Below are 18,661 nucleotides of genomic sequence, written 5' to 3' on the forward strand. Positions count from 1 at the left end.
CCAAGTTTGGTGCGTTATGGCAAGCCTAGCGCACCCTACATTTGAATAAAAAAACAGCCTTTTGCGCAACTGCTGCAATAATACCGGTGCTTTGCCCCCCCTCTGCAACCATTTTGTTCATTACATCAAAAAAAAATGCAACCGCTGAGGGTTGCATTTTTCATTTACTTAAAGATTACCACTGATAACCTACGCCCACACCACCGGAGTAATGTCCTGCAGAGTTAGCCGTACCGGTTAATTTCAGAATAACCTTACCATTATCGCTGGATCTTGAGTAACCGACTGCGATAGCGGATGCGCCGCTATATCCGCCGGCGGCCGCCGCAACCATCGATTTACCCGGCATATAAACCTGCGGTAAAGAAGAAGCCGCTGCGGCGTTCGCACCGATACCGCGTACACGTTTATCTAAGTTATCAACACGATTATTGACATTATGGATATCTCCACGTACTTGGTCGAGCTGCCCTTTGTTAACCGCATCGGTCGGTTTCACACCCGGTGCAACATTGCTAATCACTTTATTGCCCGCGCTGATGCCTTTATCGGTAACACTGACGGTATCCCTACCTTTAGGATCGGAACCCTTAATCACTACTCCGTTATTATTGACGGTGGTATTACCGATAGCCACGCTACCGTCTTTACCAAGATCAATATCTTTCGCCAATTTCACGGTTAGTTTACCCTTACCATCAGAAACGACACCAATATTCGCCGCCGAAGAAAGTTTAGATTCATCAGCCTGACCGCCGACAACATTCACACGCGAGTTGAGTTTTTGTTTAGAGACCGTACCGGAATCGCCCATAAACTCTAAACCGTCATTTAAGGTTGCAACCTGTTCTTTGCTGCCATCCTGCTTCGTGTACTCAATACGGGTTTTGCTTTCACCGTCTTTTCCATCATTACCGTCTAAGCCTTTTTGACCGTCAATAACGCGAACTGTTGCGGAGGCATTCTTACCATCAGCCCCTTTTGGTCCGGTTAAGCCGATTGAACCGTCTTTACCGTTAATCACGACAGAGGAGCCGTCTTTACCGTTGACACCAATCGTACCGTCAACCCCATCTTTACCCGGCTCGCCTTTTTCGCCGATAACAAAGTTGTTGGTAGTTGACACTTCGTAACCGTTATCAATTTGTTTCACAATGATATTTTTGCCTTGATTCAAGGTAAAGGTTTCATTGTTATTGATACGTTTATCCGTGCCTGCAACTTCGCCATTGGTTGCAAGGTTAAAGCCGCTATTGGCAATGGACGTATAGAGCTGACCACCGTTGATCGCCTCTTTACTATTCGGGCTAATATCACCGTCAGCCACGTTGGTGACTTTCTTATTACCGGCATTAATCCCTTCACTTGTAATAGACGGTCCGTTCTTAATCGTCAGTCCGTCATTATTCAATGTGGTATTACCAATCGTGACATTGCCGTCTTTCAGGCTTGTACCGCCAATAGTTACGCTACCGTCTTTGCTTAAGTTTAAGTCTTTGTTCAAACTTACGTCAAAGTTTTTACCGCCGGACGCATTCGTTCCGTTAGCCACAACTTTAATGTTGCTATCTCCTGCCGTAACCGATTCTTCTTTCGCGATTTGTTTTTTCATCTCCTCAGAAAGATCGATATTGTAAGAAGTGGTAAAGTTCGCTTTATCAACGGTTGTGGCTACATTAACCGCATTAGAGCCGGTAACAACGGATTTCTCTGCATTGACCGTATAAATCGTTTGTTTATCGGCACCGACAGAAGAGGTGATATTCACATTTTTACCTTCAACAAGTTCGGTTTTCGCCGCCGCCATTGAAGCATTTAATTGTTGTAAATTAACCGCATCCGTTGCGTTAGTACCATTGGCGATATTGGTAATGGTTTTATTCCCTCCATCAATGCCTTTATTGGTGATTGACGGGCCATCTTTAATGGTTAAGCCGTCATTGTTCATCGTCACGTTACCCATTGTGAAGTTGCCGTCTTTCAACGTCGTATTACCGAGGGTGACGCTACCGTCTTTGGTTAAGTTCAAGTCTTTATTTAACTTCACTTCCATTGTGCCGTTAGCGTGTCCGATAACGCCGATATTGTTCGCCGTTAAATTCGCTTCTTGCGCACCGCCGACAATATTCAACTGGCTATTTAAAGTACGGTTAATAACTTGATCGTTATCGCCTTTGAATTTCAAGCCGTCATTGAGGTTTGCAACATTTTCGGTTGTACCGTTGACAACATATTGGATACGCGTTGTGGTTTCACCGTCTTTACCGTTTACACCGGCAGGACCTTGTCCGCCTTTAATGGTTAAACCGTTTGCACCGTCTTTACCATTCAAGCCGATTGAACCGTCCTTGCCATTGATAACGACTGCCGAACCGTCTTTGCCGTTCACACCGATTGTACCGTCAATGCCATCCTTACCGTTTTTGCCTGCAGCACCAACCGTAATATTGTTGCTTGTCGCCACTTCATAACCGTTCGCAATCTGTTTGATCACAATGTTATTGCCCGCATTCAAATTGAAGGTTTCATTGTTGGTTAAGCGTTTATCCGCCTCAGTTAAGCCGTCTTGTTCGGACGCTGCACCATTAGAACCGGCAACTACCGCAGATTTAAGGTTAAATCCGACCGCACTTAGCGTATCTTTTGTGATGTTTTGGGTTGCATTTTTCAAATCTCCCGCATTCACCACATTATTTAATGCCGGACCTGTCAAGTTATTCAAGTATTCATTGAAGGTAACATTCGCCGGCAATGAAGTCCCTTGAGGCAACACACCGCTATCAACATTGGTAATTAACACCGGAGCAGAATTATTCGCACCAATGAATCTCACTTTATTGCTTGGTGTATTGGTTAACGCACCGTTTTCATCGACGTAGCTGTTGGTTGTGTTAAAGGTGATATTTGTCGCACCGGTCGTTGCGTTATAAACCGCATTCACCGCAACACCTGTGCCATTGTTGAAGTTCACCGTATTCCCGTGAGTCACAAAATCAACGGCCTTACCATTTGCCTGCAAGTTCCAACCTGCATTCAACACGTCACCAACGGTTGCCGCATTATTGGTAATATTTTCATATTTATTACCATTTTGATCAGGATTAGAAGTAGTGGTGTTATTCACTTTATCTAAGTTACCGCTCAAATTCGTAATGGTGGTATTACCTAAATCGATACCGCCGCTACTAATGCTCACATTACCAATCGTAACGCTACCTTTATCGGTTAAGTTCAAATCTTTGCTTAACTTAACGGTTAAATTGCCGTCTTTGTTAACCACGCCGATATTGTTATCCGTTAATTTGCTGTCGTCTGTTACGCCACCGGTAATATTTAAGGTTTCGCCTAATTTTTTCTTAATGGCTTCACCGTTATCACCTTTGAATACAAGACCGTCATCTTTGGTTGCAATTTCACGTGTGGTTGTCGAACCGTCCGCATTAGTGGTGTTGTAAACAAGGCGGGTAATACCGTCACCACCTTTGTTAGCCTCATCCAACGTACCGGAACCGTCTTTCACCGTGATATTCGCTGATGCACCGGCTTTGCCGTCTGCACCTTTCGGTCCGGTTAAGCCGATTGAACCGTCTTTACCGTTGATGACCACTGACGCTCCGTCTTTACCGTTTACGCCGATCGTGCCGTCAACGCCATCTTTACCGTCTTTACCTACGGTTACGTTTGCAAAGTTCGGCGTATCGGAAGTGGAGATACTGATCGTGCCGTTAGTTTGCGTGATGTTGATATTATTACCCGCATCAAGAGTTACCGTATCGCCCATTTTCACATTGTGAAGAGTACTGTTTGCCACATTGCCCGAACCTGATTTGCTCGTGGTAATGTTCCAACCTTTGCCTACTTCGTTAGTGATATTAGTGACGTTTTGGTTGGTTGCGTATAACTGGCTACCATTCACCGCTTCTTTACTATCTGCGCTTAATGTACCGTTAGTTACATTAGTGATTTTCTTATCACCCGCATTGATGCCGTCTTTACTAATGCTCGGTCCGCCATTGATGCTTAAACCGCCATTGCTTAAGTTAACATCGCCAATCGTGACGCTACCTTTATCGGTTAAGTTCAGATCTTTGTTCAATTTAACGGTTAAATTGCCGTTTTTGTTAACCACGCCGATATTGTTATCCGTTAATTTGCTGTCGTCTGTTACGCCACCGGTGATATTTAAGGTTTCGCCTAATTTTTTCTTAATGGCTTCACCGTTATCACCTTTGAATACCAAGCCGTCATCTTTGGTTGCAATTTCACGTGTGGTTGTCGTACCGTCCGCATTAGTCGTGTTGTAAACAATACGGGTTATGCCTTCACCACCTTTTCCGGTTTCATCTAGCGTACCTGTACCGTTCGCAACGGTGATATTGGCTGACGCACCGTCTTTTCCGTTTTCACCTTTCGGTCCGGTTAAGCCGATTGAACCGTCTTTACCGTTGATGACTACCGATGCACCGTCTTTACCGTTCACACCGATTCGACCGTCAACACCATCTTTGCCGTCTTTACCGATAGTCATATTGCTTGAAGTCGCAATTTGGTAACCGTTTGCAATTTGTTTGATAACAAGGTTATTACCCGCATCTAAGGTAAAGGTTTCGTTATTAGCAATACGTTTGTCGTCAGCACTCAAGTTAGCTTCCGCACTTGCTTCACCATTACTGTTCGCAACCGCTTTCGTGGTTAAACTAAAGCCGCTATTAGTGATCGCCGCGTATAACTGACCGCCATTAATCGCTTCCTTGCTACCATTAGAGACATTACCATCTGCGACATTGGTGATTTTCTTATCACCCGCATTGATACCGTCTTTGTTAATGCTCGGTCCGCCGTTAATGGTTAAACCGCCATTGCTTAAGTTGGCATCGCCAATCGTAATGCTGCCTTTATCGGTTAAATTCAAATCTTTGCTTAACTTAACGGTTAAATTGCCGTCTTTGTTAACCACGCCGATATTGTTGTCCGTTAACTTATCCGCTTCCGTTACGCCACCGGTGATATTTAAGGTTTCGCCTAATTTTTTCTTAATGGCTTCACCGTTATCACCTTTGAATACCAAGCCGTCATCTTTGGTCGCTACTTCACGAGTTGTTACGCTGCCGTCTGAGTTAGTGGTGTTGTAAACAATACGCGTAATACCATCGCCGCCTTTACCGTTTTCATCAAGAGTACCGGTACCGTTAGCCACCGTAATATTGGCTGACGCGCCGTCTTTACCCTTAATGCCGATAGAGCCGTCTTTACCGTTTAATACAACGCCTGTTCCGTTTGCGCCATTCACTCCGATCGTACCGTCTTTTCCGTCTTTTCCGACCGTAATATTGGTGAAGGTCACATTTTCTGCGGTGGCGACTTCATAACCGTCTTTGATTTGTTTAATGACGATGTTATTGCCGGCATCTAAATTAAAGGTTTCGTTGGTAACAATGCGTTTATCACCTTCAGCTAAGTTTTCCGCTTCACTGCTTGCGCCATTGGTTCCTGCAACCTGTTTGCTCGCAAGGTTGAAACCAGTGTTAGCAATCACGGAGTAGAGCTGTCCGCCATTTACTGCGTCTTTGCTGTCTTTATTGATATCACCTGCAGCTACATTGGTAATTTTCTTATCACCGGCATTGATACCATCAGTCTTAATGCTTGGTCCACCGTTGATAGTTAAACCACCGTCATTTAAGGTGCTGTTACCAATCGCTAGACTGCCGTCTTTGGTGAGATTCAGATTTTTATTTAACTTCAAGACTAAATCGCCATTAGCATTACCCACTACGCCGATATTGTTATCCGTTAAGTTTGCCGTATCCGTTACGCCACCTGTGATGTTTAACTGGCTGCCTAAAGTGCGGTTAATTATGGTGTCGTTATCACCTTTGAACTTCAAGCCGTCGTCCATCGTCGCCACTTCACGCGTTACCGTATTACCGCTTGCATCTGTGGTGTTATACACAATGCGGGTGATATTTTGACCGTTGTCTTTCGGATTAACTGTCGTTTGACCTTCCGCTACGCTAATATTCGCAGAAGCACCGTTTTTGCCATTTGCACCTTTCGGTCCGGTTAAGCCGATTGAGCCGTCTTTACCATTGATGACAACTGACGCACCATCTTTACCGTCTTTACCATCTTTCACCGTAATATTGGAGAATGTCGGCGTATCTGAGGTTGAAATGCTGATCGTACCGTTGGTTTGCGTGATATTAATATTATTACCCGCATCAAGGGTTACCGTTTCGCCCATTTTCACATTGTGAAGGGTACTGTTTGCCACATTGCCCGAACCTGATTTGCTCGTGGTAATGTTCCAGCCTTTACCCACTTCGTTAGTGACATTAGTGACATTTTGGTTGGTTGCGTATAACTGGCTTCCGTTTACCGCATCTTTGCTGTCCGCACTTAGCGTACCATTGGTTACATTAGTGATTTTCTTATCACCCGCATTGATACCATCTTTATGAATGCTCGGTCCGTCGTTAATGGTTAAACCTTCTTTATTTAAGGTCGTACCGCCAATCGTTACGCTACCGTTATCAGTTAAGTTCAGATCTTTATTCAATTTAACGGTTAAATTGCCGTCTTTATTAACCACGCCGATATTATTATCCGTTAATTTGTTTTCTTCCGTTACTCCACCGGTGATGTTTAAGGTTTCGCCTAATTTTTTCTTAATGGCATCGCCGTTATCGCCTTTAAATACGAGACCGTCATCTTTGGTCGCCACTTCACGAGTGGTTGTCGAACCATCTGCATTAGTGGTGTTGTAAACGATACGGGTGATACCTTTACCGCCTTTATCATCCGCATCTAGCGTACCTGTACCGTTAGCAACGGTAATATTGGCTGACACACCGTCTTTACCATTGATGCCGATTACACCGTCTTTACCATTTAACACGACGCCTGTGCCGTCTTTACCGTTCACGCCGATCGTGCCGTCTTTACCGTCTTTTCCGACCGTAATATTGGTGAAGGTCACATTTTCTGCAGTAGCAACTTCATAACCGTCTTTAATTTGTTTGATAACGATGTTATTGCCTGCATCTAAATTAAAGGTTTCATTAGTCAGAATGCGTTTACCTGCTGCATCTAACCCAGTAGCTTCACTAACCGCACCGGTAGTATTTTCTACCACTTTGCTCGCAAGATTAAAGCCCGTTTCCGCAATCACAGAATATAATTGTCCGCCGTTTACCGCATCTTTGCTATCTTTGGTGACATTGCCGTCGGCAACATTGGTAATTTTCTTATTACCCGCATCAATACCGCCTTGTGTAATATTCGGCCCGCCGTTAATGGTTAAACCGTCATTATTTAAGGTTGTGTTACCAATGCTAATGCTACCTTTATCAGTTAAGTTCAAGTCTTTGTTTAACTTCACTTCCATTGTGCCGTTAGCGTGTCCAACGACACCGATATTGTTCGCGGTTAGATTTGCTTCCTTCGCACCACCGACAATATCTAATTGGCTATTTAAAGTGCGGTTAATAACTTGAGCGTTATCACCTTTAAACTTCAAGCCGTCTTTTAAGGTTGCAATTTCCTCTTTTGTGCCGTCCGGTTTAACGTATTCAATACGGGTTTTGCTTTCGCCATTTACGCCGTCATTGCCGTCTAGCCCTTTCGTGCCATTCACGACTTTAATCGTGGCAGATGTGCCATTTGCACCGTCTGCGCCTTTCGGTCCGGTTAAGCCGATTGAACCGTCTTTACCGTTGATCACAACTGATGCACCGTTTTGACCGTCTTTGCCATCTTTCACCGTAATATTGGAGAAAGTCGGCGTATCTGAAGTCGAAATACTGATATTGCCATTGTTCTGGGTAATATTAATGTTACTACCGGCATCAATAGTTACCGTTTCACCCATTTTCACATTGTGAACTGTGCTGTTTACGGCATTACCGCTGGTCGTGATGTTCCAACCTTTCGCAACCTCATTGGTTACGTTGGTGATATTCTGATTGGTTGCGTATAACTGGCTTCCATTCACCGCATCTTTGCTGTCCGCACTTAGCGTACCATTGGTTACATTAGTGATTTTCTTATCGCCTGCATTAATACCGTCTTTAGTGACATTTGGTCCGCCGTTGATCGTTAAACCGTTATTGTCTAACTTAGTATCGCCAATAGTTACGCTACCGTTTTCGGTCAGATTTAACGTGTTGTTTAAGCGAACAATGTAATCATTTCCACCGGTTGTGTTTTTCGTTGCATTGACACTCACGTTTAAGTTGGCACTATCCGTGCTAACGCTTTCTTCTTTGGCAAGTTGATCTTTCGCTGCTTTTGATAGATCAACGCTGTAATCCGTAATACCGGTTGTGGCGTTGTAATTACCGGTTACAGTAACTTTATCTGAGCCATTACTCACACTTGAGGTATTAGCGTGAACGGTATAAATCGTATGTCCGTCAGCATCCTTCGTGCTATTTACAATAACATTGTTGCCTTGTTTAACTTCGGTTTTCGCTGCCGCCGTTGAGGCATTTAATTGAGATAAATTAACTGCGTCAGTCGCATTCGTACCATTCGCAACGTTAGTGATATTTTTATTACCGGCGTTAATGCCCTCTTTAGTTACACTCGGTCCGCCGTTGATCGTTAAACCGCTATTGTCTAACTTGGTATCGCCAATAGTTACGCTACCGTCTTTGGTCAGATTTAACGTGTTGTTTAAGCGAACGATATAGTCTTTTCCACCCTTAGCATTTTGGGTTGCATTGACAGTCACATTTAAATTGGAACTATCCGTACTAACGCTTTCTTCTTTTGCAAGATCTTTTTTAGCTTGTTCAGAAAGATCAACTTTGTAATCTGTTATACCGGTTGTTGCGTTGTATTCGCCGGTAACGGTAACGTTGTCAGAACCTTTGCTTACAGAAGAGGCATTCGCATTAACCGTATAAATAGTGTGACCATCAGCCGCCGTTTCATTGCTTACAACAACATTTTTACCTTGTTTAACTTCGGTTTTCGAGGCATTTAATTGAGATAAATTAACTGCGTCAGTCGCATTCGTACCATTCGCAACGTTAGTGATATTTTTATTACCGGCGTTAATGCCTTCTTTAGTTACACTCGGACCATTGGTAATGGTTAAACCGTTATCATTTAACGTGCTGTTGCCGATAGTGATCTTACCGTCTTTGGTTAAATCTAAAGTATTATTCAGATTAACTTTGACTTTACCGTCTGCAATCGTGGTATTGATATTGCTGTTGCCACCAACCACTTCAATCGCCTCACCTAACTGATGAGTCACATTCGCACCGTCTTGCGCTTTTAAACCGAAGCCTTTCTGTGCTTTTTTGATTGAGTCAACCGCCGTTGAATTTAACCCTACGGTGATGTTGTTGCCGCTTACCGCAGTTTCAATATAGTTATTTTCAGCACCGACAATATCAAAACGTCCGCCGTTAGTGATATTTAATCCTGCAGCCGTGTTCGCTTTATCCGCACCTACCGTGAAGTTCTGTATTGCGTTATTGATTTTGTTCTTCGCATTATCACTGAGATCAAACGCCACTTCACCGTTTTTTGCCGTAGTTTTAACGTAATCCGAACCTTTGAATTTCACTTCTTCGGCTAATTTGTTAGTACCATTGCCACTGTCCGCGCTATATTTCAAGGTGACATCATTCGCCACTTTCGACATATTCACAGACAAATCATAATTTTTCGGATTTGCACTGTTTGCCGTTACGTTAACGCTTTTATCGGTGGAATTTACTGTTGTACGTCCGTCATCTACATATTTTTTATTTGCAGCGCCCGTGTCCGCTGTTGGTGCTGCCACGTTGTGCAATACATTATTGCCAAAGTCAATGTTACCATTCGGACGAACGGTTAAGTTTTGCGTGCTAACACCGGTAAAATTCGGTGTATCTGAGGTGGCAATACTGATTTTGCCATTGCTTTGAGTAATATTGATATTTTTACCCGCATCAATAGTGACAGTATCGCCCATTTTGACGTTATGGTTTTTATTGCCGGAAACATTACCGCCCGCACTTGCTGTGGTACTGATATTCCAACCTTTATTTACGGTTGCATTAACGTTATTTACCGTATTATTTAAATTGGTAACGTTATTATTGGTAGCATTTAATTGTGAGAAATTCACCGCATCATTTGGATCCGTACCATTTGAAACATTGGTGATTTTTTTACTACCGGCATTAATTCCGCCTTGGGTTACACTCGGTCCGCCCGAAATGGTTAATCCCGTATTATTTAACAAGGTATTACCGGCTTTAACGCTACCTGCATCTGTTAAATCTAATGTGTTATTCAAGCTTACGGAATAATTTTTACCGCCGGTACTATTTTTACCATTTTCTGTCACAATCACATTAGAAGAAGTTGAATTTACACTTTCTTCTTTCTTTAACTGTGTTTTTGCAGTATCAGTTAGATCAAATGTAACCGTTCCGTTTGAAGCGGTCGTTTTAACGTGATCAGAACCTTGGAAAGTAATCGCTTCACTTAATTTATTTGAACCAGAGGTATTGTTATCACCTTTATATTTAAAATCAGGTGTAGTACTCGTTACATTAACGGATAAATCATAAGTTTTTTGATCAGTACCGGAAACATTAATCGTTACACTTTTATCTTTTGAAGTAACAATAGTACGCCCGTCATCTACATATTTTTTATTTGCCGCATCAGTATTATTTGTTGGTTTACCAACATTTTGTAAGACATTACCACCAAAATTTACATTACCATTAGGACGAACGGTTAAACTTCCGGTATCAACAGAAGTGAAATTCGGGGTTTTAGAGGTCGCAATACTGATTTGACCTGATGCTTGAGTGATATTAATGTTATCGCCCGCATCAATGGTAACGGTATCGCCCATTTTGATATTGTGCTGTTTATTACCGCTAACATTACCCGTGCCGGATTTGCTAGTATTAATATTCCAACCTTTATTCACCGTGGCATTAATGTTATTTACCGAGTTATTTAAGTTGGTGACATTATTATTGGTGGCATTTAATTGTGAGAAATTAACTGCGTCATTCGGGTTTGTACCGTTTGAAACATTGGTAATTTTTTGATTACCCGCATTAATGCCGTTTTTGGTTACACTTGGTCCGCCAGAGATGGTTAAACCTGTATTATTTAATGTCGTATCACCGGTTTTAACGCTGCCTGTTTTAGATAAATCAAGGGTGTTATTTAAATTAATTTTTACCTTACCGCCGTCAACCGTGGTATTGATATTTGAATTGCCACCCACTACTTCAATAGGATTACCTAACTTATGCGTAACATTTTGCCCATCCGCTGCTTTTAAGCCGAAACCTTTGGCAATATCTTGCGCATTTTTAGTGATATTTTGTGTGTTATTTGAAATATTCTGCACATTTTTGGTGATGTTTTGTGCGTTATTTGAAATATTCTGCGCATTCTTGGTGATATTTTGCGTATTATTCGCCACTTGATTAATGGCATTTTTAGCAGAAGCGTTGAGATCAATTTCAACACTCGTGCCGTTAACTTTGGTAGTGAGATACTTTTCATCCGCACTGATCACATCAAAACGATTAGCATCTTTGGTAACATTAATCCCTGTCGCATTGTGATTTTTGTCCGCGCCGACAATAAAGTTTGATAAACCGCCTGAAGTGGCATTTAACCCATTGATGGCTTTTACTACGGCATAAAGTTGCGAACCATTAATAGCATCGGTGGAACTTTCGCTCACGCGTCCGGCAGCCACATTCGTAATTTGACGTTTTAAGTTACCGTTACCAATAGAAAGTTGTGCTGTTGACGATGTTGGTTGTCCAGCATAAGTATAGGTAGTCCCATTAATGGTGAGAGATTTAGTGCTAGCCTCAGTAGAAGCCGCAGCAGATACTTGAGAATTCGCACCTAATGCAATCCCGCCTTCCGGTCCCCCCGTTACTTTCGCGCTATGCCCGTATGCAATCGCTTTTTTAACACCGCTAACCGCTGCATAGCCCCCAATCGCAATACTACCATACTGTGGACCGCTGCTAGGATTCTGCTGATATGTATCAGCCCTGTTACCATAAGTTGAAGCTCCTTCCTTTTTATACTCTCCGTAAGCACCAATCACAATGGTTCCGGTGTGTCCTGAATCCGCGGTATTACCAGCCAAATTTGCAACAGCATTAGCAGGCTCTGCAATAAGCCCCGCCGTAACGAACAGCGCTAAAGAAAGCATAGACAGTTTGAAATAACCGCTTTCTTTAGAAAATACGTTTAGCTTAGTATCGCCCGTATTGTCATTAACCGAATTGCGGCTAGACTTCACATAACCCTTAGCCAGTTCGGATACCGCAACCCAAACGCCTAAAGCGTGATTAAACACGACTTTAAATATTTTATTCATTAAAGATAAACCTCAATTGTGTTTTATTTCTTAATACAATGCTTATTCCTTCGTTATTTGTACAGCATTGCCAAATTTCAAGAAATATTCGTATAAAGAAAAAATAGGATAAATTTCAATAACTTGGGCTTAATAAAAAACAAGAAAACCCAAGTCTGAGTATTTTTATAAATAAAAAATACTCAGACTTGGGTTTTGCAAATCAGATAAAAGCCAGGTTAACGCTGTGCTGTGCTGTGCTGTGCTGTGCTGTGCTGTGCTGTGCTGTGCTGTGCTGTGCTGTGCTGTGCTGTGCTGTGCTGTGCTGTGCTGTGCTGTGCTGTGCTTATCAGTATATGTTTCATACTATAAAAGAAAAGAAAAATTTTCGTTATACCTTAAAATAAGGGGGTTAATTTACATTTTAGCTTATAAAGCTGTTAGCCATAAAAATGGTCGCATATTCTACAATATTTTTCGTTTAAAAATAGCACTTTTTTGTAAGTAAAATGTAAATAAAAATTTAACAAACAGTACAATATAGCTATACCATAGATATTTGTTAATTTTATCCGCAATATTACTCACAGCTCCTGCCCAACCAAAAAGCGCACCAATTCTACAACAAATTCCAACCGCACTTTATTCTCTGTTAGATCCTTCATAAACTTGAATTTCAACGGGCCGTCAAAACGGTAGGTAATCGGCTCTTTTTGTATAAGTTGAATAAATTTCTCAGGATCAACTTTTGCCGTTGGGGAAAATTCGATAAAGCCGCCCTGTGTGCCGGCATCAATACGCAACACTTTAAAAGGTTCGACCAATAAACGAAGTTCTGCAATTTGGAGTAAGTTTTTTGCAGCCTCAGGTAGCAAGCCGAAACGATCGATGAGTTCAACTTTTAGCTCATCTAACGTTTGTTTACTTTTCGCAGCGGCAATGCGTTTATAGAAAGACAAACGCATATTGACATCGCCGAGATACTCATCAGGTAATAATGCAGGTATGCGCAATTCAATTTCCGCCTGCTGCTGTGTTAATTCTTCCAAAGAGGGTTCCCGCCCCTCTTTTAGCGCCTTCACCGCAGCATCCAGCAATTCCATATAAAGTGAGAAACCGATACTTTCGATTTGCCCGCTTTGTTCATTGCCAAGTAATTCGCCCGCACCACGAATTTCCAAATCATGCGTGGCAAGAATAAAACCTGCCCCAAGATTATCCAGATTTTCCAACGCGTCCAAGCGGCGTTTTGCATCTTTCGTCATCATTTTTGGCGGTGGTGTAAGCAAATACGCATAGGCTTGATGATGTGAACGTCCGACACGCCCACGCAATTGGTGTAATTGTGCCACCCCAAAGTGATCCGCGCGTTCAATAATAATGGTATTCGCTGTCGGAACATCAATACCGGTTTCGATAATGGTTGAGCATACCAATACGTTATAACGTTGGTGATAAAAATCACTCATTACACGTTCTAACTCACGTTCCCGCATTTGCCCGTGCCCAACAATTACACGGGCTTCAGGTACAAGTGCGGTCAATTTTTCTGCCGTATTTTCAATACTCGCCACATCATTGTGTAAATAATACACTTGCCCCCCGCGCAAAATCTCACGCAGAATCGCCTCTCGCACCACAAGATCATCTTTCTGACGAACGAAAGTTTTAATGCTTAAACGGCGTGCAGGCGGGGTGGAAATAATGGAAAGATCCCGAATACCGTTCATCGCCATATTGAGCGTTCGTGGAATCGGTGTTGCCGTGAGAGTAAGGATATCAATATTGGCTCTAAGCTGTTTAATTTTCTCTTTTTGCCCAACACCAAAGCGATGCTCTTCATCAATAATTAACAAACCGAGATCACTAAATCTCACATCAGATTGGAGAAGTTTATGCGTGCCAATTAAAATATCCACCTTACCATCGGCAAGATTTTGTAAAATTTGTTTTTGCTCTTTTGCCGTTTTAAAACGGGATAACACTTCCACATTCACCGGTAAATTGGCAAAGCGATCTTTAAAGTTTTCAAAATGTTGCTGCGCCAATAACGTGGTCGGCACCAGGACTGCTACTTGTTTATGATTCATTACGGCTAAAAATGCCGCACGCATTGCCACCTCGGTTTTCCCAAAGCCCACATCACCACAAACCAAACGATCCATCGCTTTCGGCAGGCACATATCCGAAATCACCGCATTAATTGCCATTTCCTGATCGTGCGTTTCTTCAAAGGGGAATGTGGCGGCGAATTGTTGAAATTCTTCACGATCATATTTAAACGCAAAACCTTTTTTTGCTTCCCGCTGCGCATAGACATCAAGTAATTCGGCGGCAACATCACGAATTTTTTCCGCCGCTTTTTGGCGGGATTTCACCCAAGCTTCATTGCCTAATTTATGCAACGGCGCACTTTCATCCGAACCGCCTACGTAACGACTAATTAAATGCAACGAGGTTACCGGCACATAAAGTTTGGATTCGTTGGCATAATTCAGCAATAAATATTCCGCTTTAATGCCACCGGTATCCAATGTCACCAAACCACCGTAACGCCCCACCCCGTGATCAAGATGAACAACGGGTTGCCCGATTTTTAATTCTGCCAAATTACGCACCAAGGTATCGGGGTTGATGGTTTTGCGTTTATCACGTTGGCGTTGTTGTACACGCTCACCCAATAAATCTGTTTCACCGATAATTGCCAATGGTGGCGTTTGTTCAATAATAAAACCTTGCTCAAGAGAACCCACCAATAAGCTGAATTTTTCTTGCGCCGCCTGTTCAAGAGATTGAGTTTGTCTTGGTTTAAGTTTGAGCGGTTGAAGTAAATCCAACAGAGTTTCGCGCCGCCCTTCCGTTTCTACCGAAAACAAGATATTGCCTGTGAAATGTTCTATAAATTGACGAAGTTGCCCAAGCGGTTCTTTTTGTTGCGATTGAATAGTCAATTCAGGCAATGGGGAAACCGGTAAATTTTTCCGGCGTACGGATGAGCGCACTTTTTCTTCCTGAAGCGTAATTCTCGGGTAAGTTTTTAAGCGGTGATTCACTTCATCAATATTTAACCAAAGTTTTTCCGGTGGCAGCAAAGGGCGCATCGGATCAACTTTGCGTTGTTCATAGCGCTGTTTCGCATCTTGGAAAAAACGCTCAGCCTGCGCTTGATTGCCTTGCATATCCACAAATAAACTTTGCTTTGGTAGGTAATCAAACAATGTTGCCATTTCCGCAAAGAAAAGCGGCTGCCAATATTCAATACCGGAAATCAATGTCCCTTTGCTGATTTGTTGATAAATGTGTTCCGGATCTCGGCGTATTTCACCAAAGGTTTCTCGAAACTGCGTGCGAAAAAATTCGATGCCTTTATCATCTGTCGGAAATTCGTGCGCCGGTAAAAGATTAATAGATTGAATTTCATCAAGGCTGCGCTGGGTATCTACATCAAAGGTACGAATGGAATCGATTTCATCATCAAAAAAATCTAACCGAAAAGGCACCGCACTTCCCATCGGAAACAGATCCAGCAATGAACCTCGCACCGCATATTCGCCGTGTTCCAACACCTGTTCAACCGAACGATAACCGGCTGCTTCCAACTGTAAACGCATTTTATCGATCACCAAACGATCGCCTTTTTTGATTAACAGTACGTTATGTTGCAAATACTGCGGCGGACAAAGGCGTTGCATTAATGTGGCAATCGGTAAAAGAAAAATGCCTTTTTTAGTATTTTGTAAGTGAAAAAGTGCGCTCAAACGTGAAGAAATGATTTCCTGATGCGGTGAGAAAGTATCGTAAGGCAAGGTTTCCCAATCGGGAAATACGCGAACATCTTGTTTGCTTAATTCCGATAAAACACGCGATAAACGCACCGCACTTCGGGTATCAGGCGTCACAACAACGGTTAAACCTTGGTTTTGCTCGGCAATTTCGCTTATGGCAAGGGCATCTGCGCCCTGTAATACATTGCCTAGAATTTTGTGATCGTTGGATTCGGTGGGAATATCGAGTTGGAAAAAAGTGGTGTTCATTAATGCGTCAATCCGTTGGAAAAATTCGGTATTATGTATCAATTTAACAAAGAAAATTTTATCTCTGATATTTCTTGGGGTAGGGTGCGTTACGGCAAGCCTAACGCACCCTACATTTGAATTAAAAACAGCCTTTTGTGCAAGTGATGCATAATACCAGAAAAATTAACGCATAGTTTACTGGATTAAAAAAGGGGATTCAAGCTGATGTCTGTATAAAAAAACAGGTTACTTTTTAAAGAGAGAATCTTCTTTATGTAAGTTTCCGTTCTCATCTTCACGCATTTTCGGCACACCGCAACAGCTTGGTGAGTCAAGATCATAGGTTTTTAAGAAATTGTCGTATTTTTCTAAAGCACGTTTAAACCAGCCTTTTGGTTTTTCGTTTTTTTCTGTTGTCGTCATAAAAGTTCCTTTAAATATCGTTTAATTTCTAAACGAAAGCATTCTACGCTTTTTTTCTTATCATAGGGAAACTGTTTTTTTGTTAAATACGCCAAAATATGCGGAAAATTTTCTTCCCCTTTATTTTTCAATAAACGGCGAATTGCCGGTATGGTTGAAAACAAAGTGCGGTGGAAATCGGCAAAGTTTTTTAGGCTTTGCCAATCCTCCTCCCTCAATAACCAATCTATATCTTCAGTCGTTATTTTTGTTGCCAAAGGATGAGAAGAGAGACCGATATTTCGCTGAAATTGTTGATGGGCGATCTGCACCAATTCCAGCCCTTGTTCAGAAATACCTCGCAAAGCAATGGCTGAATAACAACCGCTGCTTGCTTCTTGATGTTCCCCCAGATGCACCAAAACAAAACCGCATTTTTGCCAAAAACACGCAAGTTCTTCCGTATAGCCAAAACTCACGGAAAGAAAATCCACCTCCGCAGCAGTGCAAGCCTTAATCAAATTTTGCCCGATTCCCCGTTGTTGCCAATTCGGCTGAACGGCAATACGTGAAATACGTAAAGAAGATAATCGACAGGCTTGTGGAAGATTGGCGTGGAAACAAAGGGCTTGCGGTACGAGGTTTCCTTTTGGACGGCGTTTTCCCTGTTGAATTTGTTCAATGAGTTTTTCATCCGCCGTTCTCCCCTCTTCTAATGCCCAAATCGCACCAAGAAGATACGGCTGTGATTCGGCAAAATAAAAACGCTGCCCTTTTGCATCGAACAAGCGGCGTAAATCAATAGGCGAGGTGCGATAATGTGCTAGTGTCATTAAACCGTAAAACGTTTTAATGGAAGGGATGAATTGTGACTGGGCGATTTCATTAATCCGAATAGCCATCTGTGCGTTATAGTTGATTGGCTTAAATTTATCTTCTACGTTAAGCAGCAAAAGATCTTCAATAAAATTCTCCAGCGGATCGTTTTCTTGCCAACGCAAAGGCTGTTGTAATTCAATATGCTGAAAAGTGCGGTCGATTTTTTGCTTAAATTTCAAGGCAAAACCCCGACCTGTACCTTCATAACTGTGAATGGTAGTGCTGAAAACGATATGCTTAAAATGTTGCGCGAACCGCTGTAACAGGGGCAAAGGGATCATCGCTGCTTCATCCACTAAAAGCCACGCATTTTCGCTGAATGTCGAATCTTGTTGTAAACGTGCATTCAATTCATCCGGTGCAAGAAATTCAAACTGCCGTTCGGCAAAATTACACAAAATATTGACCGCACTTTTATTCGGGGCAGTGAGGTAAATCGGGGTTTCAATTTGATTCATCAGGAGTCCAAGCAAAGCCGATTTTCCTCTTCCCCGCTTTGCCGTCAGGAAATAAAGATCAGACTGTCGTTGCAAGATTCGTTCGATAATTTGCCGCTGTGCTTGGGTTGCTTGTTTATTGGTTTCCAACGGATGAAAAACTTGTGGAAAATCGACCGCACTTTGTCGCGTCAAAACAGGAAAATGATAAGCCTCGAGACATTGTTTAAAATGATGAATAAAATTCGGTGTACAAATCGCTGTCTCCATACCATTCCAACGAAGGCTATCCTGATCCGGGCATTGTTCTAAATTTTCCCAATCAGATAATAAAAGACAAAACGTTCCCCCCATTTTCAACGTGCCGGCTGCAATGGCAAGGGCCTCTAAATGTATGCCGTTTCGCCCGTCAAATACAATGTGTTCAAATTCTCTACCCGGCAAATTCATCACTTTAGAAAAAGGTACGCCTTCTTCCCCGACAATCAGGACTTGCGGTGGTAAGTTTTTAGGTAATGTATCAGAAATAAGCACTTGGCATTGTCGGCTTTGCATAATGAATCCTTGTTATGATT

5 protein-coding genes are annotated in these 18,661 nt (G+C 42.4%); all 5 read right to left on the minus strand.

Annotation, left to right across the window (positions count from 1 at the left end):
- Window positions 1-175: 175 nt before the first annotated feature.
- Complete coding sequence (locus tag IHV77_RS03790; protein WP_194812812.1) at window positions 176-12,373, minus strand: YadA-like family protein; 12,198 nt, start codon at window positions 12,371-12,373, stop codon at window positions 176-178.
- A 218-nt stretch (window positions 12,374-12,591) separates the two neighbouring features.
- The gene (locus IHV77_RS11940; RefSeq protein ID WP_269902544.1) at window positions 12,592-12,717 is read right to left on the minus strand and encodes a hypothetical protein; all 126 of its coding nucleotides are present in this window, start codon (window positions 12,715-12,717) and stop codon (window positions 12,592-12,594) included.
- Between the two features lie 219 nt (window positions 12,718-12,936).
- The gene (gene mfd / locus IHV77_RS03795; protein ID WP_194812813.1) at window positions 12,937-16,386 is read right to left on the minus strand and encodes a transcription-repair coupling factor; all 3,450 of its coding nucleotides are present in this window, start codon (window positions 16,384-16,386) and stop codon (window positions 12,937-12,939) included.
- A 228-nt stretch (window positions 16,387-16,614) separates the two neighbouring features.
- Window positions 16,615-16,791 (minus strand): DUF5363 family protein, encoded by a 177-nt coding sequence (locus IHV77_RS03800; RefSeq protein WP_194812814.1) that lies wholly within the window; start codon window positions 16,789-16,791, stop codon window positions 16,615-16,617.
- Complete coding sequence (locus IHV77_RS03805; RefSeq protein ID WP_194812815.1) at window positions 16,788-18,641, minus strand: tRNA(Met) cytidine acetyltransferase TmcA; 1,854 nt, start codon at window positions 18,639-18,641, stop codon at window positions 16,788-16,790. The genes IHV77_RS03800 and IHV77_RS03805 overlap by 4 nt, the downstream gene beginning before the upstream one ends.
- Window positions 18,642-18,661 lie beyond the last annotated feature (20 nt).

The organism is Rodentibacter haemolyticus (genome assembly GCF_015356115.1).
Taxonomy (GTDB): Bacteria; Pseudomonadota; Gammaproteobacteria; order Enterobacterales; family Pasteurellaceae; genus Rodentibacter; species Rodentibacter haemolyticus.